The following is a 20,558-nucleotide window of genomic DNA, read 5'->3' as shown; positions in this document are numbered from 1 at the left end:
TTTTTTTCGTTTTTTAATTCATATATCTGAATTTTTCTACAACAACTGGTTGCAATTGCTTCCCTTGTAACGCTTCTAATACTGTATCTTCAAGTAGCTCCATGCGAGCTACCATTGAGTTCGGTTTTTTCTCTGGTGCGTCTTGACCGAATGGGACAAAGTAAATGTTTTTTGTGGCCATTAGGCGCATGAGATTTACCCCATTTAATCCCAACGCATCATTCGTCGAAACCGCCAATACAACCGGCTTGCCGTTTCTTAGCGTCGCTTTTGCCGCCATTAGTACAGGCGAATCGGTCATTGCGTTCGCAAATTTACTCATAGAATTTCCTGTTAGCGGTGCAATCACCATGCAATCTAATGGAATTTTAGGTCCTAGTGGCTCTGCTCCAACGATTGAATTAATTGCCTTAAAGCCTGTTATTTCTTCAATCTTCTTAATCCACTCTGCCCCTTCTCCAAATCTAGTATTTGTTGATTGAACAGTATAAGAAACAACAGGGCGCACTTCTGCTCCTTCAGCAATTAACTTCTCTAAATGCGGCATAACTTCCTCGTACGTACAATGTGAACCTGTAAACCCGAAACCAATTCGTTTCCCCTTCAAATTCATTTCTTTTCCTCCCCCTTTGCGATTGCGTCTGCTGTTAATAACTGAGAAAGAACGTTCGCTAAAATTTGTCCTGCCGTTTTTGGAGCAACAATACCTGGCAATCCAGGTGCTAACAACGCTTTGACTCCTCTTTTTTCCGCGTATCTAAAGTCGGTACCTCCTGGTTTAGAAGCTAAATCAATTACTAACGTATGAGCTGGCATTTTTGAGATAACATTCGCTGTTACAACGAGATGCGGAATTGTGTTAATCACAATATCGATATTTCCTACTTCTTTCTCAATATCTTGCATATGAAAAGGAGAAAACATCATTTCTGTAATACGTGCAATATGTTCAGATCGTCTTGCTCCAACTTTAACGTTGGCTCCTAATGATTGAAATGCTCTGGCAACACTCATCCCTGTTCTACCAAATCCTAAAACCATTACATTGGACCCATGAATTGTATAGTCGGTATGTTGAATTACCATCATTAATGTACCTTCTACAGTTGGAATAGAATTGTAGATTGCCACATCATCACGATCAAATAACTTGACAAGTTTTCGGTTTGTAGTAGATACGAGATTTTCCAAGTAAGGCGTACCAATACCTGAATATATAGTAAAGTGTTCTGGTGTATTTTCAATTTGTTCTTTCGTTATAGAAACTTTTTCGTTTGAAAAAATAGTATCTACTTCTCCTCTGGTATTTGTACCTGCAACTGGCAAAATAATTGCATCTACAGAAGTGAAATCTAAATTTTGTATACTTTCTTTTGCTGCCCCTGTGAAACCATGATCTAACTGATCAAACCCTATCAATGAAAGTTTCGCATCCAATTCAACTAGCTTGCGAATTACTTCTAGCTGTCTTGCATCTCCTCCTATGACAGCAATATGCATCTCAGTCAACATTCCCTAATTCACCTTCTTTTTCTGTCATTTATAAGAAAAGTGCCTACTTTTTCTTTTTCCTCCACATCATATGTAATGTACGAGTTTTAGGTGATTGAAAATCAAAAAGCACATATGATTTATCCCGCTTGGCGAAGGCTTTATATGTAGATAAAAAAAAGACGACCAAAATGGCCGTCATTCATTTCGAATTTGAATGATCTGTAATATCGCAAAGGATTATATCATGTCCCACCTTTTTAATTTGCCTCCACGCTACTCTTACTTCTTGTGGTTCCTTTTTAAAACCTCCCCATTTTCCAGCAGGTATTATAAGTGTTTGTATTTGTCCATCTCTCTCATTAATCTCTAAATCCACATAGCCTAAAACCCCCATTTTTTCTGCTCTCTCTAAATTTACAATCTCTTTACCACTTAATTCACTTAATCGCATACACTCTCCCCCTACCGAATTTTTCATTTAAGCTATCTATATTTAGTACCTATTCTGTATGGCTAAAAAAAATAACCGTATCTCATTTAAAAGAGATACGGTTATTTTCGAATATAGCATAAAAAGCAATTATAGTTTTATTCCTTTTGGAAGTTTTCCATCTGGACTAATAAGCGCTGCAGAGAATTCATCTGTAAACATGTTACGAATTAACCCGTCTACATTTTCTTTTGTTACAATGTTTACACTTTCAATAATCTCATCAAGTGAACGATGCTTACGAAGAAGCAATTCATTTTTACCATTACGGCTCATGCGACTATTCGTACTTTCTAAACTTAACATTAAGTTTCCTTTTAATTGTTCTTTACTATTTACAAGCTCTTTTTCTGTAATACCTGTATTTTTCAATGTCTCTAACGTTTCTTGCATTGTTTCATACAGTGTATCTAATTGTTGGCTACCTGTTCCACCATACAGTGTTAACATACCTGTATCTTCATAAGAAGAATGGTAAGAAAATACTGAGTAGGCTAACCCACGTTGCTCACGTACTTCTTGGAATAAACGGCTACTCATACTACCGCCTAAAATATTATTTAATACAATTAAGTTATAAATATCTTCGTGTCCCATTTGTAAGCCTTTATATCCTAGACATAAATGAGCTTGTTCTGTTTCCTTTTTACGTGATACCTTATTAAAATGGAAAATTGGGCTATGTACTTGTTCACGGTTTGTCGTTCCTTCATAACTACCGAAATATTGCTCCACTGTTTGTAAAAATGCTTCATCAATATTTCCAGCAATTGATACAACTACATTTTCAGGTGTGTAATGGTCTTTTATATATTGACGTAACGTATCACCTGTAAACGTATCAAGTGTTTCTTCTGTTCCTAAAATAGGATATCCAAGTGGATGCGTTTCATATGTCGCTTTCGTTAACATATCATGGACAATATCATCCGGCGCATCTTCGTACATTTTAATTTCTTCACATACGACATTCTTCTCTTTTTTCAGTTCTTCCTCATCAAATGTTGAATTAAAGAACATATCAGCTAAAACATCTAAAGCATATTTAGCGTGCTCATCTAACACCTTTGCATAGTAACATGTATATTCTTTTGAAGTAAACGCATTCACTTGCCCACCAATGCTATCAAATGATTCTGCAATTTCTCGTGCGCTACGTGTTTCCGTCCCTTTAAAGAACATATGCTCTAAAAAGTGAGAAATCCCGTTATTTTTTTCATTTTCATTTCTTGATCCTGCATGGATCCAAATACCAATCGCAACCGATCTCACAGTTGGTATATTCTCCATAACAATTCTTACACCATTTTTACACGTATATTTTTTAATCAAAAACTTTCCTCCTACTGCCAGTTTCTCTAAATAAATGCTATTATTTAATGATAACAAGTTTAAGGATGAATGTCATGCAAATGTATTTAATCTACACGTTTTTCATCCAATAATTCTGTTATATTCCCTACTTTATATCCTTGTTCCTTCAATTTTGTAATCATTGTGTCTAATGCTTCTGCTGTAGATGAAGTAGGATGCATTAATACGATAGCACCTGGATGTATTTTTCGCATTACTCTCTGCAATAGTACGTCTGGCTCTGGTCGTTTCCAATCAATCGTATCTACTGTCCACATAATCGTACCCATTTGAAAATCATCTGCTATTTTTACTACTTCATCTCGAAAACTGCCACTTGGCGGAGCAAACCATTTCACTTTTTGATTCGTAGCAGCTTCTATCATTCGATTTGTTTTTTGTAACTGATCTCGTATTTCACCAGACGATAGCGTTTTCATATTAGGATGTGTGTAAGAGTGGTTTCCGACTTCTTGATTTGCATCGACAATCATTTTTGCAAACCGTAAATTTTCTTTCACCCAACGCCCTTCTAAAAAGAAAGTCGCCTTCACATCATGTTTTTTCAATATCTCTAATATACGAGGTAAATACTCATTTCCCCATGCCACATTTATTGTTAATCCCACCATCTTTTTGTTTGGATGTCCCCTATAAATTGGAGCTGGTGATAAATCTTCTAAGTGGACACTTGGTGATACTTCCTTGAATTCAAGATATTCCTGATCAAATTCCTTTCGCTTCTTCATATTATTATAAGATGCTCCAATATCCACTTCTCTTCCATTATATCCAGGTGTTGCTTTCCATATTTTATCAATTATCGCATTTTGAGGCGCAATCTCATATTGTTTTGCATGTTGTTGAATTTCTTCATACAAATTATCCTGTGCAAAAACGGAATAAGAGCCTAAACTGACATATAAAGAAAATATACATATGTATGCCCATATACGAGCTTTCATATAAACCCTCCCATTAACTATATAAAAAACATTTTTCTTCTTATCTTTGTTAATTTGAGCGTTATAATGAAAACTATACCTATACTGACATAAAAATATATGTAAATCATATTTTTACATAACAAAAAAAGCCAGTTTAACTGGCTTTTACTTATTGCTGCTCTTGCTTGTTTTCTTCTTTAGCAGCTTCTTTTTCTTGCTCTTCTTTTAGCAATACTTTTCTAGATAGATTTACGCGACCTTGCTTGTCAATCTCGATAACTTTAACTGTAATTACATCACCGATTTTCACAACGTCTTCTACTTTACCTACACGTTCAAGTGCAAGTTCAGAAATGTGAACTAATCCATCTTTCCCACTGAATAATTCAACGAAAGCACCGAATTTCTCGACACGTTTTACTTTTCCTTCGTAGATTTCATCTACTTGTACTTCGCGAACGATATCTTCGATAATTTTCTTAGCTTTGTCATTCATTTCTTGATTTATTGATGAAATAAATACCGTACCATCTTGCTCGATATCAATTTTAACACCAGTTTCTTCAATAATTTTATTAATTTGTTTACCGCTTGGTCCAATAACGTCACGGATTTTATCTGGGTTAATTGTCATTGTAATAATCTTTGGAGCGTAAGCTGATAATTCAGTACGTGGCTCTGCAATAACAGATAACATATGATTTAGAATGTGCACACGACCAATTTTCGCTTGTTGTAATGCCTCTTCTAAAATTTCACGAGATAGACCATCGATTTTAATGTCCATTTGCAATGCAGTTACACCTTTTGCTGTACCTGCTACTTTAAAGTCCATATCACCTAAATGATCTTCCATACCTTGAATATCAGATAAAATTGTGTAATGCTCACCAGATTTAACTAGACCCATTGCAATACCTGCAACTGGAGCTTTAAGTGGAACACCAGCATCCATCATCGCTAAAGTACTACCACAAATACTTGCTTGTGAAGTAGAACCATTTGATTCTAACACTTCAGATACAAGACGTACTGTATATGGGAAATCTTTTTCAGATGGAATTACAGGCTCAAGAGCACGTTCTCCTAGTGCACCGTGACCAATTTCACGACGACCTGGTCCACGCATCGGTCTTGTTTCACCAACACTAAATGATGGGAAATTATAATGATGCATGAAGCGTTTTGATTCTTCTACACCAAGACCATCTAAAATTTGCACATCGCCTAATGCGCCTAATGTACAAATACTTAACGCTTGTGTTTGTCCACGTGTGAATAAACCAGAACCGTGTGTACGCGATAAAATACCAACCTCTGATGCTAAAGGACGAATTTCGTCACCTTTACGACCATCTGGGCGGATTTTTTCAACTGTAATAAGACGACGTACTTCTTCTTTTACAATTTTATATAAAATTTCACTTACTTGTCCTAATGTATCAGCGTCAACTTCCTGAGCTTCGTAATGCTCGATTACACGCTTTTTCACTTCATTAATTGCATCTTCACGTGCATGTTTTTCGTGCACTTGAATTGCAGAATGCATATCCTTCTCAGCCATTTCACGTACAGCTTGATTAAGATCAGCATCCACTTCATAAAGTTTCACTGCTGTTTTCTCTTTACCAACAGCTTGTACAATCTCTTCTTGGAATGCGATTAGACGTTTAATTTCGTCATGACCAAACATAATTGCCTCTAACATTGTTTCTTCAGGCACTTGATCTGCTCCTGCTTCAACCATGTTAATTGCATCTTTCGTACCAGCTACAACAAGGTGAATATCACTTTGTTCTTGCTGTTCTACTGTTGGATTAATAACGAACTCGCCATTAATACGACCTACTGTCGCACCTGCGATTGGACCTTCAAATGGAATATCTGAAATAGATAATGCTAATGAAGAACCAAGCATAGCTGCCATCTCAGAAGAACAGTCTTGATCAACACTCATTACGATGCTGACAACTTGTACTTCATTACGGAAACCATCTGCGAAAAGCGGACGGATTGGGCGGTCAATTAAACGACTTGCTAAAATTGCTTTTTCACTTGGACGGCCTTCACGCTTAATAAAACCGCCTGGGATTTTTCCAACTGCATATAAACGCTCTTCATAGTTTACTGTAAGTGGGAAGAAATCTACATTTTTTGGCTCTTTTGATGCAGTTGCTGTAGATAGAACTGCTGTGTCGCCGTATCTTACTAATACTGCTCCGTTTGCTTGTTTTGCAAGCTGACTTGTTTCAATTGTTAGCTGACGACCAGCTAAATCTATCGAGAAGACTTGCTTTTCCTGACTCATTTAAGTACCCCTCTCAATTTAAAATATTCAATTCTTCTATGTAAATGGATAGTATATCACAATATTCTTTCCTCTAGTATTGCCGAAAATTAAGTAAGCTATAAAGAGTAGAAAATATATTTTTACCTAACAAAAAAGCGGGAATATTCCCGCTTCTTTGACTATCGACGTAAGCCAAGCTTTGTGATTAATTCACGGTAACGTGTGATATCGCTATTACGAAGGTAAGTAAGTAAGTTACGACGTTTACCAACCATCTTTAATAGACCACGACGTGAATGATGATCCTTCTTGTGAGTACGTAAGTGCTCGTTTAGAGTGTTAATTTGCTCCGTTAGGACAGCAATTTGAACCTCTGGAGAACCAGTATCAGTCTCATGAGTTCTAAATTGTGCAATGATTTCATTTTTACGCTCTTGTGTTAAAGCCATCCTATTTCACCTCCTAATAATTAAACCCCCAGTTACCTAGCAAGCGTCGGTGAGTCGCAATGCCAAGCAATGGTTGTCATAAAGTACATAACATAGAATACTACTTTTCATTTGAAAAAGCAAGTATATTCTTTGCGCTTGAAAAATATTCTTGGGCAATTTTTTTATCTTGCGCGATTTGTGCAACTAACTCATCAATACCATTAAACTTTTTTTCTTCTCTTATGCGCATATGCCACTCCACCGTGACACTTTGATCGTATATATCTTTATTAAATTCAAATAGATGTACTTCAATAGATAATTGGCGCTCGTTCTCTTTAAAAGTTGGTTTATATCCGATATTGCATACGCCATCGTGCCATTCATCGTGAACTTTTAATCTCACTGCATATACACCTACTGGCGGAAGTAGATATTCATCACTTAACCCTACATTTGCAGTTGGAAAACCAATTTGGCGCCCACGCTTATCACCGTGCACAACTGTTCCTTCTACCGTATAAGCTCTCCCTAAAATAGATGGGATCTGCTCCATTTCGCCATTTCGAATTAATTTTCGTAATGAAGTAGAACTTACTTTTTCTTCTTGATATTCAACTTTTTCGATCACGGTCTGTGTAAACTCCCCTCTTGCATGAAATGGTAAAGTCTCCATCTTCCCTTTTCCTAAACGTCCATATGAATAATCAAACCCTGCTACTACATGCTTTACATTTAAATCAATAATATAATCATCTACAAATTGTTGTGGCAATAATCCTGCAAATGATTCATCAAATTTAATAACATATAATATATCGATTCCTAAGCTCTCGACTATTTTTTCTTTATCACGCATTGGTGTAATATACTCCACATGCGCTTCCTTTTTCCCTAAAATAACAGATGGATGAGGATGAAATGTCATAACTGCACTTTTATATCCCCGTTCATCCGCTATTTGTTTCGCAGTTCGAATCACACATTGATGTCCTAAGTGAATGCCATCAAAAAATCCTAATGCCATTACAGTGGGTGGTAACTCTAATTTATTTTGTTCATGTGGATGAGTTAAATGAATAAGTTTCACGCTTGAATTCACCTTTTTCTGTAATAATCCTTCCAATAATTCATTATAGCTTTAGTTCTTGATTATTCACAAGTACTTTCATTGGCTTTAACATACCAGGGTGTTTTGGGTGATGCTCATAAATTGCTAAGCAGCGATTATTATTATCAAATACTGTAATAAATGGGGCTGTTATTTCTAATTCATTCTTTAAGAACATACCATTTTTTATTTTCTCTGCTTGCTTTTCATCTACGACCATTTTTGGAAACTTACTTAACGCTTCATCAATTGAAATGAAGATAGACTCTACTGTTCCATTTTGCACGTTTTCTTCAATTTCTTCAAATGATATGCAATCTTCTAATAAAAATTCACCCGATGCTGTTCTTACAAGGTGAGACATATGTGATGGAAAACCAAGTTTTTCCCCAATCATTACTGCTAATGTTCTTACATATGTCCCTTTACTACACGTTACGCGGAAACGGAATGAAATATTTTCTCCCTCAAATACTTCTCTATCGTCTAATAAAACAAATTCATGAATTGTTATTGTGCGTACAGGTCGCTCAACTTCTTGTCCAGCTCTTGCATATTCATATAATTTTTTTCCGTTGACCTTTACAGCTGAAAACATAGGCGGCATTTGTTCAATCGTACCTGTTAATTCCGCAAGAACTTCCTCTACTTCCTTACGAGTAATAACACGGTCAACATTTTTTGTTTCAACAACTTCACCAGAAGCATCTTCAGTTGTTGTTGAAAACCCTAATGTCACTTCACCTTCATATGTTTTCGTCTCACTTGTTAGAAATTGTGCAATCTTCGTTGCTCTACCAACACAAATCGGTAATACGCCCGTTACATCTGGATCTAATGTTCCCGTATGACCAATTCTCTTTTCTCGCAATATCTTTCTTAATTTAAATACACAATCATGCGATGTCATGCCTTTTGGCTTATGTAATAATACTACACCTTCCATATATGTTCACCTCATCATAATTCTTTCATAGTAAATATCCAAAACTTATTTTGCATTGAAAAAATGGATAGACAATTGTCTATCCATTATTCTTCACGTTTACCTTCTTTATTAATTTCATGTAGAAGTGTATCAATTCGATGACCATATCCGATAGACTCATCAAATTCAAAGGAAATTTCCGGTGTTTTACGAAGACGAATACGCTGGCCAATTTCTGAACGAATGAAGCCTTTTGCCTTCGCTAAACCTTTTAATGTACTTTCTTTCTGTTCTTCATCACCTAAAACAGAAATATACACTGTAGCAATTTGTAAATCTCCACTCACTTGTACATCTGTTACTGTAACAAATCCGACACGTGGGTCTTTAATTTTACGACTGATGATGTCGCCTAATTCTTTTTTCATTTGCTCGCCTACACGGTTTGCACGTAATTTCATAACTCTTCACCTCATTCAATACCATTCCAATTGAGTTATCGTACGTTCAATTTCAGGAAATGAATCGATGTACTCAAGTACACGATTCATTTCTTTTTCACAGATAACACGATTTGAGGATACGGAAACAATTGCAATTTCTGTACGTTGCCATACATCTTGATGCCCTACTTCTGAAACAGCTACGTTATAACGCTGCTTCACACGAGTTAGCACTCGTTGCAAAATTGCCCGTTTCTCTTTTAAAGAATGTACATCGTAAATCATACACTCGAATGAGAGTGAAGCGATAATCATCGCTTCACTTCTTCCATAACGTATGCTTCAATGATGTCCCCTTCTTTAAGGTCATTATATCTCTCAATTGTAATACCACACTCATAGTTTTGTGCAACTTCTTTTACGTCGTCTTTAAAACGTTTTAACGTATCAAGTTGTCCTTCGAAAATTACTACACCATCGCGGATAATACGAACGCCACTATCACGTGTAATTTTACCGTCTATTACGTAACAACCTGCGATTGTTCCCACTTTTGTTACCTTGAATGTTTGACGAACTTCCGCTTGACCGATTACTTTTTCTTCGAATTCTGGATCAAGCATACCTTGCATTGCTGATTCAATTTCTTCGATTACTTTATAGATAATGCGGTGTAAACGAACATCAACGTTCTCTAATTCAGCTGTACGCTTCGCGTTCACATCTGGACGTACGTTAAATCCAATTACAATTGCATTAGATGCAGAAGCTAAAATAATATCAGATTCTGTAATCGCACCTACACCAGTGTGAATGATTTTAACTTTTACGCCTTCAACATCAATTTTACGAAGTGATGCTGCCATCGCTTCAACAGAACCTTGTACGTCTGCTTTTACGATTAAGTTGATTTCTTTTACATCGCCCTCTTGGATTTGTTGGAATAAATCTTCAAGGCTTAATTTAGATTTCTCACCACGTTGTGCAAGTAACGCTTCTTGTGCACGTGATTCACCGATTTGACGAGCTTTCTTCTCATCAGCGAATGCCATGAAACGATCTCCAGCCTGTGGCACTTCATTTAAACCTGTAATTTCAACAGGAGTTGATGGACCAGCAACTTTTACTCGACGACCAATATCACTTACCATTGCACGAACACGTCCGAATGAAGTTCCAACAACGATTGGATCTCCAACTCGAAGCGTACCGTTTTGAACAAGTAATGTCGCGATAGTTCCTTTACCTTTATCAAGCTGCGCTTCAATTACAGTACCAGTTGCATAACGATTTGGATTTGCTTTATATTCTTCTACTTCACTTACAAGTAGAATCATTTCTAGCAAGTTGTCAATTCCCTCGCCTTGAATTGCAGAAATTGGTACGAAAATCGTGTCTCCGCCCCAAGCTTCTGGAACTAATTCATATTCTGTTAATTCTTGCATTACACGATCAGGATTCGCTGCTGGTTTATCCATTTTATTCACAGCAACAATAATTGGTACTCCAGCTGCTTTTGCATGGCTAATCGCTTCAACTGTTTGTGGCATAACACCGTCATCAGCCGCAACAACAAGGATTGTAATATCCGTTACTTGCGCACCACGAGCACGCATCGTTGTAAATGCCGCGTGACCAGGCGTATCTAAGAATGTAATTTTCTTATCATTTACTTCAACTTGGTATGCACCAATATGCTGAGTAATTCCACCTGCTTCGCCAGCAGTTACTTTTGAGTTACGAATAGAGTCAAGTAATGTTGTTTTACCATGGTCAACGTGTCCCATGATTGTAACTACAGCTGGACGTTCTTTTAAGTTCTCTTCATCATCTTGCTCATCGATGAATGTTTCAAATTCAGTCTCACTTACAATTACTTCTTCTTCTACTTCAATACCGTAATCAGTAGCAATTAACTCAATTGTATCTTTATCTAAATCTTGGTTAATTGTTGCCATAATTCCTAGCATGAAGAGCTTCTTAATAATTTCAGATGGCTCTTTGCTTAATTTTTTAGCAAGTTCACCTACTGTAAGGCTTCCAGAGAAAGTAATTTTATCTGGTGTTTCTACTATTTGCGTTTGTTGTCTTCCAGCAAAGTTATCTTGACGTTTGTCTTCAGTTCCTTTGCCTTTTTTCTTCTTCTTATTGCTGTTCTTTTTACTGCGAACAACTTTCTCTTCTACTTCAAACTCATCTGCAACAGAAGGTTTTTCCGCTTCAGTGTTATATTCATTATCTAATTTGTTTACTACTTCATCTTCTAACATTGTCATATGATTCGAAACCTCGATATTCATCTCTTTTAGTTTTGTCATAAGATCTTTACTTGAGATATTATTTTTTTTTGCATATTCATGTACTCGAATTTTACTCATACCTTCACCCCCGGTAATTTGTATCGAGCATGCTACGTAGCTTTTTCGCAAAGCCTTCATCTAACACAGCTACAACGACTCGCTCGTCTCTCCCAATCGCATGCCCTAATTGTTGTCGATTTTCGACTTTTTTCATTGGTACGTTGTAGTACGTCGTTTTATCAGTGATACGTTTTGTAGTGTTCGCTGACGCATCTTCAGAAAGCAATACGAGCTTCGCTTTACCACTTCGTACTTCTTTTAAAACGAGTTCTTCACCCGAAATGAGTTTTCGAGCGCGATTTGCTAGTCCTAAAAACGATTTCCAATCGGACACTTAATTCGACTCCTTCTCAACAAGCTCAAGAAGCTCTTCGTACAGAGAACTGTCGATTTTCGCTTTTAGATGATGTTCCAAAATGTTTTTCTTTTGGGCTTGAATTATGCATTCTTTATCTTTTGACAAATATGCACCTCGTCCTGATTTTTTTCCAGATAAATCAATAGACACTTCGCCCTCTTTGGAACGAACAATGCGAACGAGCTCTCGTTTTGATTTCATCTCTTGCGTCGCAATACATTTTCGTAACGGAACTTTTCGATTGCTCATACTCATCACCTCTATTCGATTTCGTCTTCAACTGAATCGAATCCGAATGCGATTACGCTATCTTCTTCTGTCACAATACCAAGTTGTTTCGCATCAGACTCACTTTTAATATCAATTTTCCAGCCTGTTAATTTAGCTGCAAGACGCGCATTTTGTCCACGCTTACCAATTGCTAATGACAGCTGGTGGTCTGGAACAACAACAGTTGTTGCTTTTTCTTCTTCATCTACAAGTACTTTAACAACTTGTGATGGGCTTAAAGCATTTGCAACATATTCAACTGGGTCATTTGACCAGCGAACGATGTCAATCTTTTCACCTTTTAGTTCATCTACAACGCGTTGTACACGTTGTCCTTTCGGTCCTACGCAAGAACCAACTGGATCAACATCGATGTTTTCTGCATGCACAGAGATTTTAGAACGATCTCCTGCTTCGCGCGCTACAGAGCGAATTTCTACCGTTCCATCATAAATTTCTGGAACTTCCATTTCGAATAGACGTTTTAAAAGACCAGGATGTGTACGTGATACGTAAATTTGTGGTCCTTTTGTTGTCTTTTCTACTTTTGTAATAAATACGCGAATACGATCATGTGGTTTATATTGCTCATTTGGCATTTGCTCACTTACAGGTAATAAAGCTTCTACTTTTCCTAAGCTTACGTAGATGAAACGAGCATCTTGGCGTTGTACAATACCAACCATAATGTCTTCTTCACGATCACTAAATTCTGAATAAATAACACCACGTTCCGCTTCACGAACTCGTTGTGTTACAACTTGTTTTGCAGTTTGCGCTGCAATACGACCAAAATCTTTTGGCGTTACTTCAATTTCTAGTACGTCGCCATCTTGGTAGTTTGGATTAATTTGTCTTGCCTCTTCTACAGAGATTTCAAGACGTGGATCAAACACATTATCAACAACGTCCTTACGTGCTAAAACTTGAATTGTTCCCACTTGTGGGTTAAAGCTCACACGAACGTTTTGTGCTTGGTTAAAATTGCGTTTATAAGCAGAGATTAATGCTGCTTCAATCGCATCAATAATAATATCTTTACTAATACCTTTTTCTGACTCTAATACGAGCAAAGCATCTAACAACTCAGTGCTCATGAAGATCCCCCTTCTTACTAAAACGTAACAGCAAGTCGCGCATTTGCAACTTTATCCATTGGAATTTGGATTTCTTTTTTACGTGTTTTAATTGTTAATAGTAGTGTAATTGTAGTACCGTCGTAGGAAAGTAACTTTCCTTCAAACATCTTTTCGCCATCAATCGGCTCATATGTTTTAATTGCCACTTGTTTTCCTACCGCTTGCTGGAAGTCTTTCTCTTTCTTTAATGGGCGTTCTGCTCCAGGAGATGATACATCCAAAAAGTAAAGGTGAGGAATTGGATCCTCTTTATCTAAAGCTTCGCTTAAACGTTCACTTACCGCACCGCATTCTTCAATGTCGACTCCCTTTTCAGAATCGATGAATACGCGTAAGAACCAGTCTTGTCCTTCTTTCACATACTCTACATCTACAAGTTCAAGATTTAACTCTTCAACGATCGGCTGCGCAAATGCTTCTACAACTTCTGTGACTTTCTTATCCATAAACAGCCTCCTTCCTGCCGCCATGTACCATTCACAAGAAAAGATCCCGTTCATAAAGACGGTCTATCTTATTCTTTCTCGTTAGCTAACAAAAGCCCCTGCCGTTAAGCAGGGAATATCTGTCTTAGTATTACCAAATTTAAGAAGTAAAACTTGTAACAAAATATGTATATACGACAGAAATGTCTTTACTATCTACACGAATAAAATGTAGATAGTAACACGAAAGAGTGGGTTTCCCCACTCTCTTTTTCACAAAATATACATGACATGGTTATCTCGGTTTATAGTATACCATAGCAAATATTGATTTGCAAAGACTTTTCCTACCTATTAGAACAGTGATAATTGGTTTTGATCCGGCAAGTCTCCTAAACAACCTTGGCTATCTAAATACTCAATAATTGTTTTTGAAACCTTACTTCGCTGCTGTAAATCTTCTTTTGATAAGAAATCTCCATTTTTGCGCGCTTCCACAATACTTAAGGCTGCGTTTGTACCAAGACCAGGCACTGCATTAAATGGAGGAATTAAAGTATCCCCATCAATAATAAACTCAGTTGCATGCGAGCGGTATAAATCAACCTTTTGGAATGAGTATCCACGCTCACACATTTCAAGTGTCATTTCTAGTACCGTTAATAAACTCTTCTCTTTCGGCGCTGCATCCAATCCTTTTTGTGCAATTTCATCAATTTTTACACGTATAGATGCTGAGCCTTTTGCCATCGCTTCTACATCAAAATCATCTGCACGAACTGTAAAATATGCTGCGTAGAATAAAAGTGCAAAATGTACTTTAAAGTATGCAATACGAACAGCCATAAGTACATAAGCAGCCGCATGGGCTTTAGGGAACATGTACTTAATCTTTTTACATGAATCAATATACCAACCTGGTACATTGTTATTCTTCATGTCCTCTTCCCATTCTTCAGGTACACCTTTACCTTTACGCACCGACTCCATGATTTTGAAGGCTAATGATGGATCTAAACCTTGATAAATTAAATATACCATGATGTCATCACGACAACCGATAACTTCACTTAGCGTACATGTACCGTTATAAATTAACTCGTTTGCATTACCGAGCCATACGTCAGTACCATGCGATAGTCCCGAGATTTGGACTAGCTCTGAAAATGTTGTTGGCTTTGTCTCTTCTAACATCTGTCTTACGAATTTCGTCCCAAACTCTGGTATACCAAGTGTACCTGTTTTACAATTAATTTGTTCTTCCGTTACTCCTAATGATTCCGGGCCAGAGAAAATTTTCATTACTTCTGGATCATCCGTTGGGATTGTTTTCGGATCAATACCACTTAAATCTTGTAACATACGAATAACGGTCGGATCATCGTGTCCTAGTATATCAAGTTTCAATAAGTTATCATGAATCGAGTGGAAGTCAAAGTGCGTTGTTCTCCACTCAGCCCCAATTGAATCCGCTGGAAACTGTATTGGTGAAAAATCAAAGATGTCCATGTAATCAGGAACAACGATAATACCGCCTGGATGCTGTCCAGTTGTACGCTTTACTCCTGTACATCCTGAAACTAAACGATCAATCTCTGCATTTCGAATCGTTAAATTATGATCATTTGCATAACCTTTTACATACCCATAAGCAGTTTTTTCCGCAACCGTACCAATCGTTCCAGCACGATATACATAATCTTCACCAAACAATACTTTCGTATAGTTATGGGCACGTGGTTGGTATTCCCCGGAGAAGTTCAAATCGATATCGGGCACCTTATCTCCTTTAAATCCAAGGAATGTTTCGAACGGAATATCATGTCCATCTTTTACATATGACACATTACAAGTTGGACATTCTTTATCTGGCAAGTCAAAACCAGAACCAACCGAACCGTCATTAAAGAATTCTGATTGCTTACACTTTGGACATACATAATGTGGTGGTAATGGGTTTACTTCTGTAATTTCCATCATCGTTGCAACAAATGATGATCCTACCGATCCACGCGAACCTACGAGATAGCCGTCGACTAACGATTTTTTCACAAGCTTATGCGAAATTAAATAAATAACGGCGAATCCATGTCCAATAATACTTTTCAATTCTTTTTCCAAACGAGCTTCTACAATTTCTGGTAGTTCTTCACCATAAATGCTACGCGCCATTTTATAACTCATATCACGCGTTTCATCATCGGCACCTTCAATCTTCGGTGTGTATAAATCATCTTTTACTGGATGAACATCACCAATTAACGATGCAATCTTTTGTGTATTCGTTACAACAATTTCTTTCGCTGTGTCTTCACCTAAGAATGAAAAACACTCTAACATTTCATCTGTTGTACGGAAATGTACAGGCGGTAATGAATGACGATTTAATGGATTTGCTCCACCCTGCGAACTTACTAAAATTTTACGATACATTGCATCCTCTGGGTCTAAATAATGCACGTTCCCTGTAGCAACAACTGGTTTGTCTAACGTCTCACCTAGCTTTACTAAGTTAGAAATAATTGTTTTTAATTGTCCCTCATCTCTAACAAGTTCACGTTCTACTAAATGACGTAACACCTCTGGAGGCATAACCTCAATATAATCATAAAACTGTGCAATTTCTTCTACTTCTTCAGGTGCTTTTTGCATCATCGCTTCAAACACTTCACCTTTATCACAAGCCGTTCCAACTATAATACCTTCACGATATTTTTTTAATAGGGACCTTGGCACACGTGGTACACGGTAAAAGTAATTAAGATGAGAATATGAAACAAGTTTATATAAATTCTTCAATCCAACGTCTGATGTAGCAAGTAATGTCATATGACTTGGACGCCCTCGTTTATATGCATCCCCTTGTCCCATACTATCGTTTAATTGATCGTGATATTCAAATCCCTTTTCAATCACATCTTTTAACATTTTCACAAGTAAATATCCCGTTGCTTCTGTATCATAAATCGCACGGTGATGTTGTGTTAATTCAATATCAAGCTTTTTACACATCGTATTTAATCGATGATTTTTCATTTCTGGGAATAAGAACCGTGCAAGTTCTAACGTATCAATAACTGGGTTTTTCGTTTTTTCTAGCCCTGCCTTTTTAAAGCCTACGTTAATGAATCCCATATCAAAGCTTGCGTTATGAGCAACAAGAGTATGGTCACCCATCCATTCCTCAAACTTTTTAAATACTTCGTCCACTTCTGGTGCATCAGTTAACATATCATCTGTAATCCCTGTCAATTCAATAATTGTCGCAGATAATGGTTGATGGGGATTTGCGAAAGATTCAAAGCGATCGATGATTTCGCCACCTTTTACTTTTACAGCCGCTAACTCAATCACTGTATCATATACAGCCGATAAACCTGTCGTCTCAACGTCGAAAACAACATACGTTTCATCTGCAAGTAGACGATGTGCTTCGTTATACGCTATCGGTACACCATCATTAACTAAATTGGCCTCTACACCGTATATAACTTTAACCCCAGCCTTCTTACCCGCAGAGTATGCTTCTGGGAAAGACTGAGCAACGGCGTGATCTGTAACTGCAATTGCCTCATGTCCCCATTTCCCTGCTTGAGCAACAAGCTTAGAAACAGGAGTAACAGCATCCATTTGGCTCATCGGTGTGTGAAGGTGCAGCTCTACACGTTTTTCGCCTTCTGGCGCTTTATCTTTACGAGACGGTCCTGTTATTTCATTAATATCATTTGCAATCATTACTAAATCTCGAACGAATGTATCATTTTGAACAGAACCACGTGCTTTCACCCACATTCCTTTTTTCAAGGATTGCAGCATCGGAATATCTTCTTTGTCACGTGAGAACATTTTTATCATAATAGAATCTGTATAATCCGTTATTTTTAAAGTTAATAACGTACGTCCACTACGAAGCTCTTTTGTTTCTACATGGAAGACATACCCTTGAACTGTTTTTCTTCTTTCTTCATCTTGAATTTCTCGCATCGGTGTAATCTCTTCATCTGGCTTAATAAGATACCCGAGTGTGATCGGCCCTTCATGTACAACGCTACTTTCTTCAGCTTGCTTCTTCGCCATTTCTTCCATAGCTTGTATTACGCGCTCGCGGTCTTCTTGCTGCGTTTGCTCACGAAACTTTTGCATTTCTTCTGTATTTTGCTTTATATGTGTATCTAACTGAAAACGCGGAAATCCAAAAGCTTCATATTGATCACCTACTGGTTTCGCAACGTTTTTCTTTAATGCAGTAGATTCCAGATCATTATTCACATTTATTAGCAACTTCACGCCATTCACCTGCGGAAGTTGTTTTTTTAAGTACGCAAACATAGGTGAAAATGTAATTCGTTCCGTACAAAGCGGCCAATAAGCTCTCACTTCTTCTTCTGTAAAATGTTTATTCTCTGCTTCTAATGCAAATGTTGTTCTTGCAATATGAGAAAATGATTGCTTAAGCTTTGTTTCTAGCAATTCATATAATTCTGTCGGCAAAATACGTGGCACTTGTAAATCAAAATGCCAACTTTTATTCGCTTTATCAATAACTAGCCTTTCAATACCACCGCCATGTAAATATTGATTTATAAGGTCTTCTGGTATTTGCAACTGTTGGAGCAAGATTTGAAATCGCTCTTGTTGTTCATTTGTTAATGACATAAGCACTCTCCTTCCATTTGCTATTATAAATTGAAACGTACTACAAAGAAAGATTTCTCCTTTCTTCTTTTATAAAATACGTTTACAAAGAAAGAGAAGGTACCTCGTAACGAGGTACCTCTTCTTATTTTAAAATATTTGCAATATATGTTTGAAGTTCTTCTACCTTCACTTCTTCAGATTCGCCTGTAGCACGTACTTTCACTTCTACAATGCCTTCATCTGCTTTTTTACCAACTGTAACACGAACTGGAAGACCGAATAAATCTGCATCTGCAAATTTAACGCCTGCACGTTCTGCACGGTCATCTAGTAACACTTCGTATCCTTGCTCTTGTAATGAGCTGTAGATATTTTCACCCATTTCACGTTGTGCATCAGATTTCATATTTACTGGAATTACATGCACATGGAATGGTGCTACAGCTTTAGGCCAAACTAAACCATTCTCATCATTAAACTGCTCTGCAATTGCTGCCACTGTACGAGATACACCAATGCCGTAACAACCCATAATAAGTGATTGTGTTTTCCCATTTTCATCTAGGAACGTTGCGTTCATCGCTTCACTATAGCGAGTTCCTAATTTGAATACATGACCAACTTCAATTCCGCGTGCGAAAAGAATTGTTCCGTTTCCATCTGGAGATTGGTCTCCTTCTTGGATGAAGCGTAAATCTGTATATTGACTTACTTTAAAGTCACGTGCTGGATTTACATTTACATAATGGAATCCTTCTTCATTCGCTCCTGAACATCCGTTTACAATTGATGCTACAGCGTGGTCAGCAATAATTTCTACATCGCCTGTCACACCAATCGGTCCTAATGAACCAATTTCACAATTTAATAACGCTTTTACTTCTTCATGAGAAGCAAGTTCAACAACTGAAGCGCCGTATACATTTTTCACTTTTACATCGTTTACTTCATGATCACCACGAACAAGTACAACTACTAATTTCTCATCTACTTTAAATACCATAGACTTAATGCACTTTTCCGCTGCAATGTTTAAGAATGCAGATACTTCTTCAATAGCCTTTTGATCTGGTGTTGCTACTTTTTCAAGTGCCTTTTCTTCTTCGTCACTCTTTGTATACGTATCTACAACAGGAGCCATTTCGATGTTCGCTGCATAATCAGATGTATCAGAGTATGCGATTGTATCTTCACCAACATCAGATAATACCATAAATTCATGTGTATCTTTTCCGCCCATTGCTCCAGAGTCAGCAATAACTGCACGGAAATTCAAACCACAACGAGCAAAAATGTTAGAGTATGCTTTATATAAACGGTCATACACTTCATCTAAGCTCTCTTGCGTAGCATGGAAAGAGTATGCATCTTTCATCAGAAACTCTCTTCCACGTAATAAACCAAAACGAGGTCTTTGTTCATCACGGAACTTTGTTTGAATTTGGTATAATGTTAACGGCAATTTTTTATATGATTTTACTTCATCACGTACAAGATCAGTAATTACTTCTTCGTGTGTAGCTCCTAATGCAAATTCACGAGAGTTACGATCTTTCATACGCATTAATTCAGATCCGTAAGAATACCAACGGCCTGACTCTTGCCATAATTCTGCAGCTTGCATAGCCGGCATTAATAATTCTACAGCCCCTGCACGCTCCATTTCTTCTCGAACGATACGTTCTACTTTGTGTAGCACTTTTAAACCAAATGGTAGAAAACTATAAATACCAGAAGCATTTTGACGCATAAAACCTGCGCGAAGTAATAGTTGATGACTCTTAATTTCAGCATCAGCTGGAACTTCACGTAATGTAGGACTGAATACCATACTTTGTTTCATTTATTCGCACCTCTTCATTTTACTCTTACACGCAGTAA

General features: G+C 37.2%; 18 protein-coding genes. All 18 read right to left on the bottom strand.

The window, feature by feature from the left end; all coding sequences use genetic code 11:
* Positions 1-13: 13 nt before the first annotated feature.
* Complete coding sequence (gene dpaB / locus COC96_RS18945; RefSeq protein WP_001049475.1) at positions 14-613, bottom strand: dipicolinate synthase subunit B; 600 nt, start codon at positions 611-613, stop codon at positions 14-16.
* On the bottom strand, positions 610-1,512 hold the full coding sequence (dpaA, locus tag COC96_RS18940) for a dipicolinic acid synthetase subunit A (protein ID WP_098267838.1): 903 nt from the start codon (positions 1,510-1,512) through the stop codon (positions 610-612). Before dpaA ends, dpaB begins: the two co-directional genes overlap by 4 nt.
* A gap of 181 nt (positions 1,513-1,693) precedes the next feature.
* The gene (locus tag COC96_RS18935) at positions 1,694-1,945 is read right to left on the bottom strand and encodes a YlmC/YmxH family sporulation protein (RefSeq protein WP_098267839.1); all 252 of its coding nucleotides are present in this window, start codon (positions 1,943-1,945) and stop codon (positions 1,694-1,696) included.
* A gap of 129 nt (positions 1,946-2,074) precedes the next feature.
* The gene (locus tag COC96_RS18930; RefSeq protein WP_098267840.1) at positions 2,075-3,316 is read right to left on the bottom strand and encodes a M16 family metallopeptidase; all 1,242 of its coding nucleotides are present in this window, start codon (positions 3,314-3,316) and stop codon (positions 2,075-2,077) included.
* An 86-nt stretch (positions 3,317-3,402) separates the two neighbouring features.
* Positions 3,403-4,302, bottom strand: coding sequence for a polysaccharide deacetylase family protein (locus tag COC96_RS18925; RefSeq protein ID WP_097902925.1), 900 nt, complete (start codon positions 4,300-4,302; stop codon positions 3,403-3,405).
* Between the two features lie 151 nt (positions 4,303-4,453).
* Entirely contained in the window at positions 4,454-6,592 is a 2,139-nt protein-coding gene (gene pnp / locus COC96_RS18920) for a polyribonucleotide nucleotidyltransferase (protein ID WP_097902926.1), read from the bottom strand.
* A gap of 161 nt (positions 6,593-6,753) precedes the next feature.
* A complete protein-coding gene (rpsO, locus tag COC96_RS18915; RefSeq protein WP_001229392.1) occupies positions 6,754-7,023 on the bottom strand; it encodes a 30S ribosomal protein S15 in 270 nt (89 codons plus the stop codon).
* Between the two features lie 100 nt (positions 7,024-7,123).
* The gene (gene ribF, locus COC96_RS18910; protein ID WP_097902927.1) at positions 7,124-8,095 is read right to left on the bottom strand and encodes a bifunctional riboflavin kinase/FAD synthetase; all 972 of its coding nucleotides are present in this window, start codon (positions 8,093-8,095) and stop codon (positions 7,124-7,126) included.
* Positions 8,096-8,138: 43 nt separating this feature from the next.
* Entirely contained in the window at positions 8,139-9,062 is a 924-nt protein-coding gene (gene truB, locus COC96_RS18905) for a tRNA pseudouridine(55) synthase TruB (RefSeq protein ID WP_097902928.1), read from the bottom strand.
* Between the two features lie 86 nt (positions 9,063-9,148).
* The gene (rbfA, locus tag COC96_RS18900) at positions 9,149-9,505 is read right to left on the bottom strand and encodes a 30S ribosome-binding factor RbfA (RefSeq protein ID WP_000776443.1); all 357 of its coding nucleotides are present in this window, start codon (positions 9,503-9,505) and stop codon (positions 9,149-9,151) included.
* A 15-nt stretch (positions 9,506-9,520) separates the two neighbouring features.
* On the bottom strand, positions 9,521-9,802 hold the full coding sequence (locus COC96_RS18895; protein ID WP_000582364.1) for a DUF503 domain-containing protein: 282 nt from the start codon (positions 9,800-9,802) through the stop codon (positions 9,521-9,523).
* Positions 9,799-11,865: a translation initiation factor IF-2 gene (infB, locus tag COC96_RS18890; RefSeq protein ID WP_098769141.1), complete on the bottom strand. Its 2,067-nt coding sequence runs from the start codon at positions 11,863-11,865 to the stop codon at positions 9,799-9,801. Before infB ends, COC96_RS18895 begins: the two co-directional genes overlap by 4 nt.
* 4 nt (positions 11,866-11,869) lie before the next feature.
* Positions 11,870-12,181 (bottom strand): YlxQ family RNA-binding protein, encoded by a 312-nt coding sequence (locus tag COC96_RS18885; protein ID WP_001286527.1) that lies wholly within the window; start codon positions 12,179-12,181, stop codon positions 11,870-11,872.
* The gene (gene rnpM / locus COC96_RS18880; RefSeq protein WP_000071124.1) at positions 12,182-12,454 is read right to left on the bottom strand and encodes an RNase P modulator RnpM; all 273 of its coding nucleotides are present in this window, start codon (positions 12,452-12,454) and stop codon (positions 12,182-12,184) included.
* Positions 12,455-12,465: 11 nt separating this feature from the next.
* The gene (gene nusA / locus COC96_RS18875) at positions 12,466-13,572 is read right to left on the bottom strand and encodes a transcription termination factor NusA (protein ID WP_098267842.1); all 1,107 of its coding nucleotides are present in this window, start codon (positions 13,570-13,572) and stop codon (positions 12,466-12,468) included.
* Positions 13,573-13,589: 17 nt separating this feature from the next.
* Positions 13,590-14,060, bottom strand: a complete 471-nt coding sequence (gene rimP, locus COC96_RS18870) for a ribosome maturation factor RimP (RefSeq protein WP_000359095.1) — start codon at positions 14,058-14,060, stop codon at positions 13,590-13,592.
* Between the two features lie 333 nt (positions 14,061-14,393).
* Positions 14,394-18,695, bottom strand: coding sequence for a PolC-type DNA polymerase III (locus tag COC96_RS18865; RefSeq protein ID WP_098267843.1), 4,302 nt, complete (start codon positions 18,693-18,695; stop codon positions 14,394-14,396).
* A gap of 124 nt (positions 18,696-18,819) precedes the next feature.
* Entirely contained in the window at positions 18,820-20,520 is a 1,701-nt protein-coding gene (locus COC96_RS18860; RefSeq protein ID WP_098267844.1) for a proline--tRNA ligase, read from the bottom strand.
* Positions 20,521-20,558: the final 38 nt, after the last annotated feature.

This window comes from Bacillus cereus, from assembly GCF_002577405.1.
GTDB classification, from domain to species: Bacteria; Bacillota; Bacilli; order Bacillales; family Bacillaceae_G; genus Bacillus_A; species Bacillus_A cereus_AU.
Note: the sequence above shows the minus strand (reverse complement) of the source record. Positions and strands in the feature narration are given on the sequence as shown.

Coding starts and splice junctions, on each gene's coding strand:
- dpaB (WP_001049475.1), bottom strand. CDS start 613: ATGAATTTGAAGGGGAAACGAATTGGTTTCGGGTTTACAGGTTCACAT.
- dpaA (WP_098267838.1), bottom strand. CDS start 1,512: ATGTTGACTGAGATGCATATTGCTGTCATAGGAGGAGATGCAAGACAG.
- COC96_RS18935 (WP_098267839.1), bottom strand. CDS start 1,945: ATGCGATTAAGTGAATTAAGTGGTAAAGAGATTGTAAATTTAGAGAGA.
- COC96_RS18925 (WP_097902925.1), bottom strand. CDS start 4,302: ATGAAAGCTCGTATATGGGCATACATATGTATATTTTCTTTATATGTC.
- pnp (WP_097902926.1), bottom strand. CDS start 6,592: ATGAGTCAGGAAAAGCAAGTCTTCTCGATAGATTTAGCTGGTCGTCAG.
- rpsO (WP_001229392.1), bottom strand. CDS start 7,023: ATGGCTTTAACACAAGAGCGTAAAAATGAAATCATTGCACAATTTAGA.
- truB (WP_097902928.1), bottom strand. CDS start 9,062: ATGGAAGGTGTAGTATTATTACATAAGCCAAAAGGCATGACATCGCAT.
- rbfA (WP_000776443.1), bottom strand. CDS start 9,505: ATGAAATTACGTGCAAACCGTGTAGGCGAGCAAATGAAAAAAGAATTA.
- COC96_RS18895 (WP_000582364.1), bottom strand. CDS start 9,802: ATGATTATCGCTTCACTCTCATTCGAGTGTATGATTTACGATGTACAT.
- infB (WP_098769141.1), bottom strand. CDS start 11,865: ATGAGTAAAATTCGAGTACATGAATATGCAAAAAAAAATAATATCTCA.
- rnpM (WP_000071124.1), bottom strand. CDS start 12,454: ATGAGCAATCGAAAAGTTCCGTTACGAAAATGTATTGCGACGCAAGAG.
- nusA (WP_098267842.1), bottom strand. CDS start 13,572: ATGAGCACTGAGTTGTTAGATGCTTTGCTCGTATTAGAGTCAGAAAAA.
- rimP (WP_000359095.1), bottom strand. CDS start 14,060: ATGGATAAGAAAGTCACAGAAGTTGTAGAAGCATTTGCGCAGCCGATC.
- COC96_RS18865 (WP_098267843.1), bottom strand. CDS start 18,695: ATGTCATTAACAAATGAACAACAAGAGCGATTTCAAATCTTGCTCCAA.
- COC96_RS18860 (WP_098267844.1), bottom strand. CDS start 20,520: ATGAAACAAAGTATGGTATTCAGTCCTACATTACGTGAAGTTCCAGCT.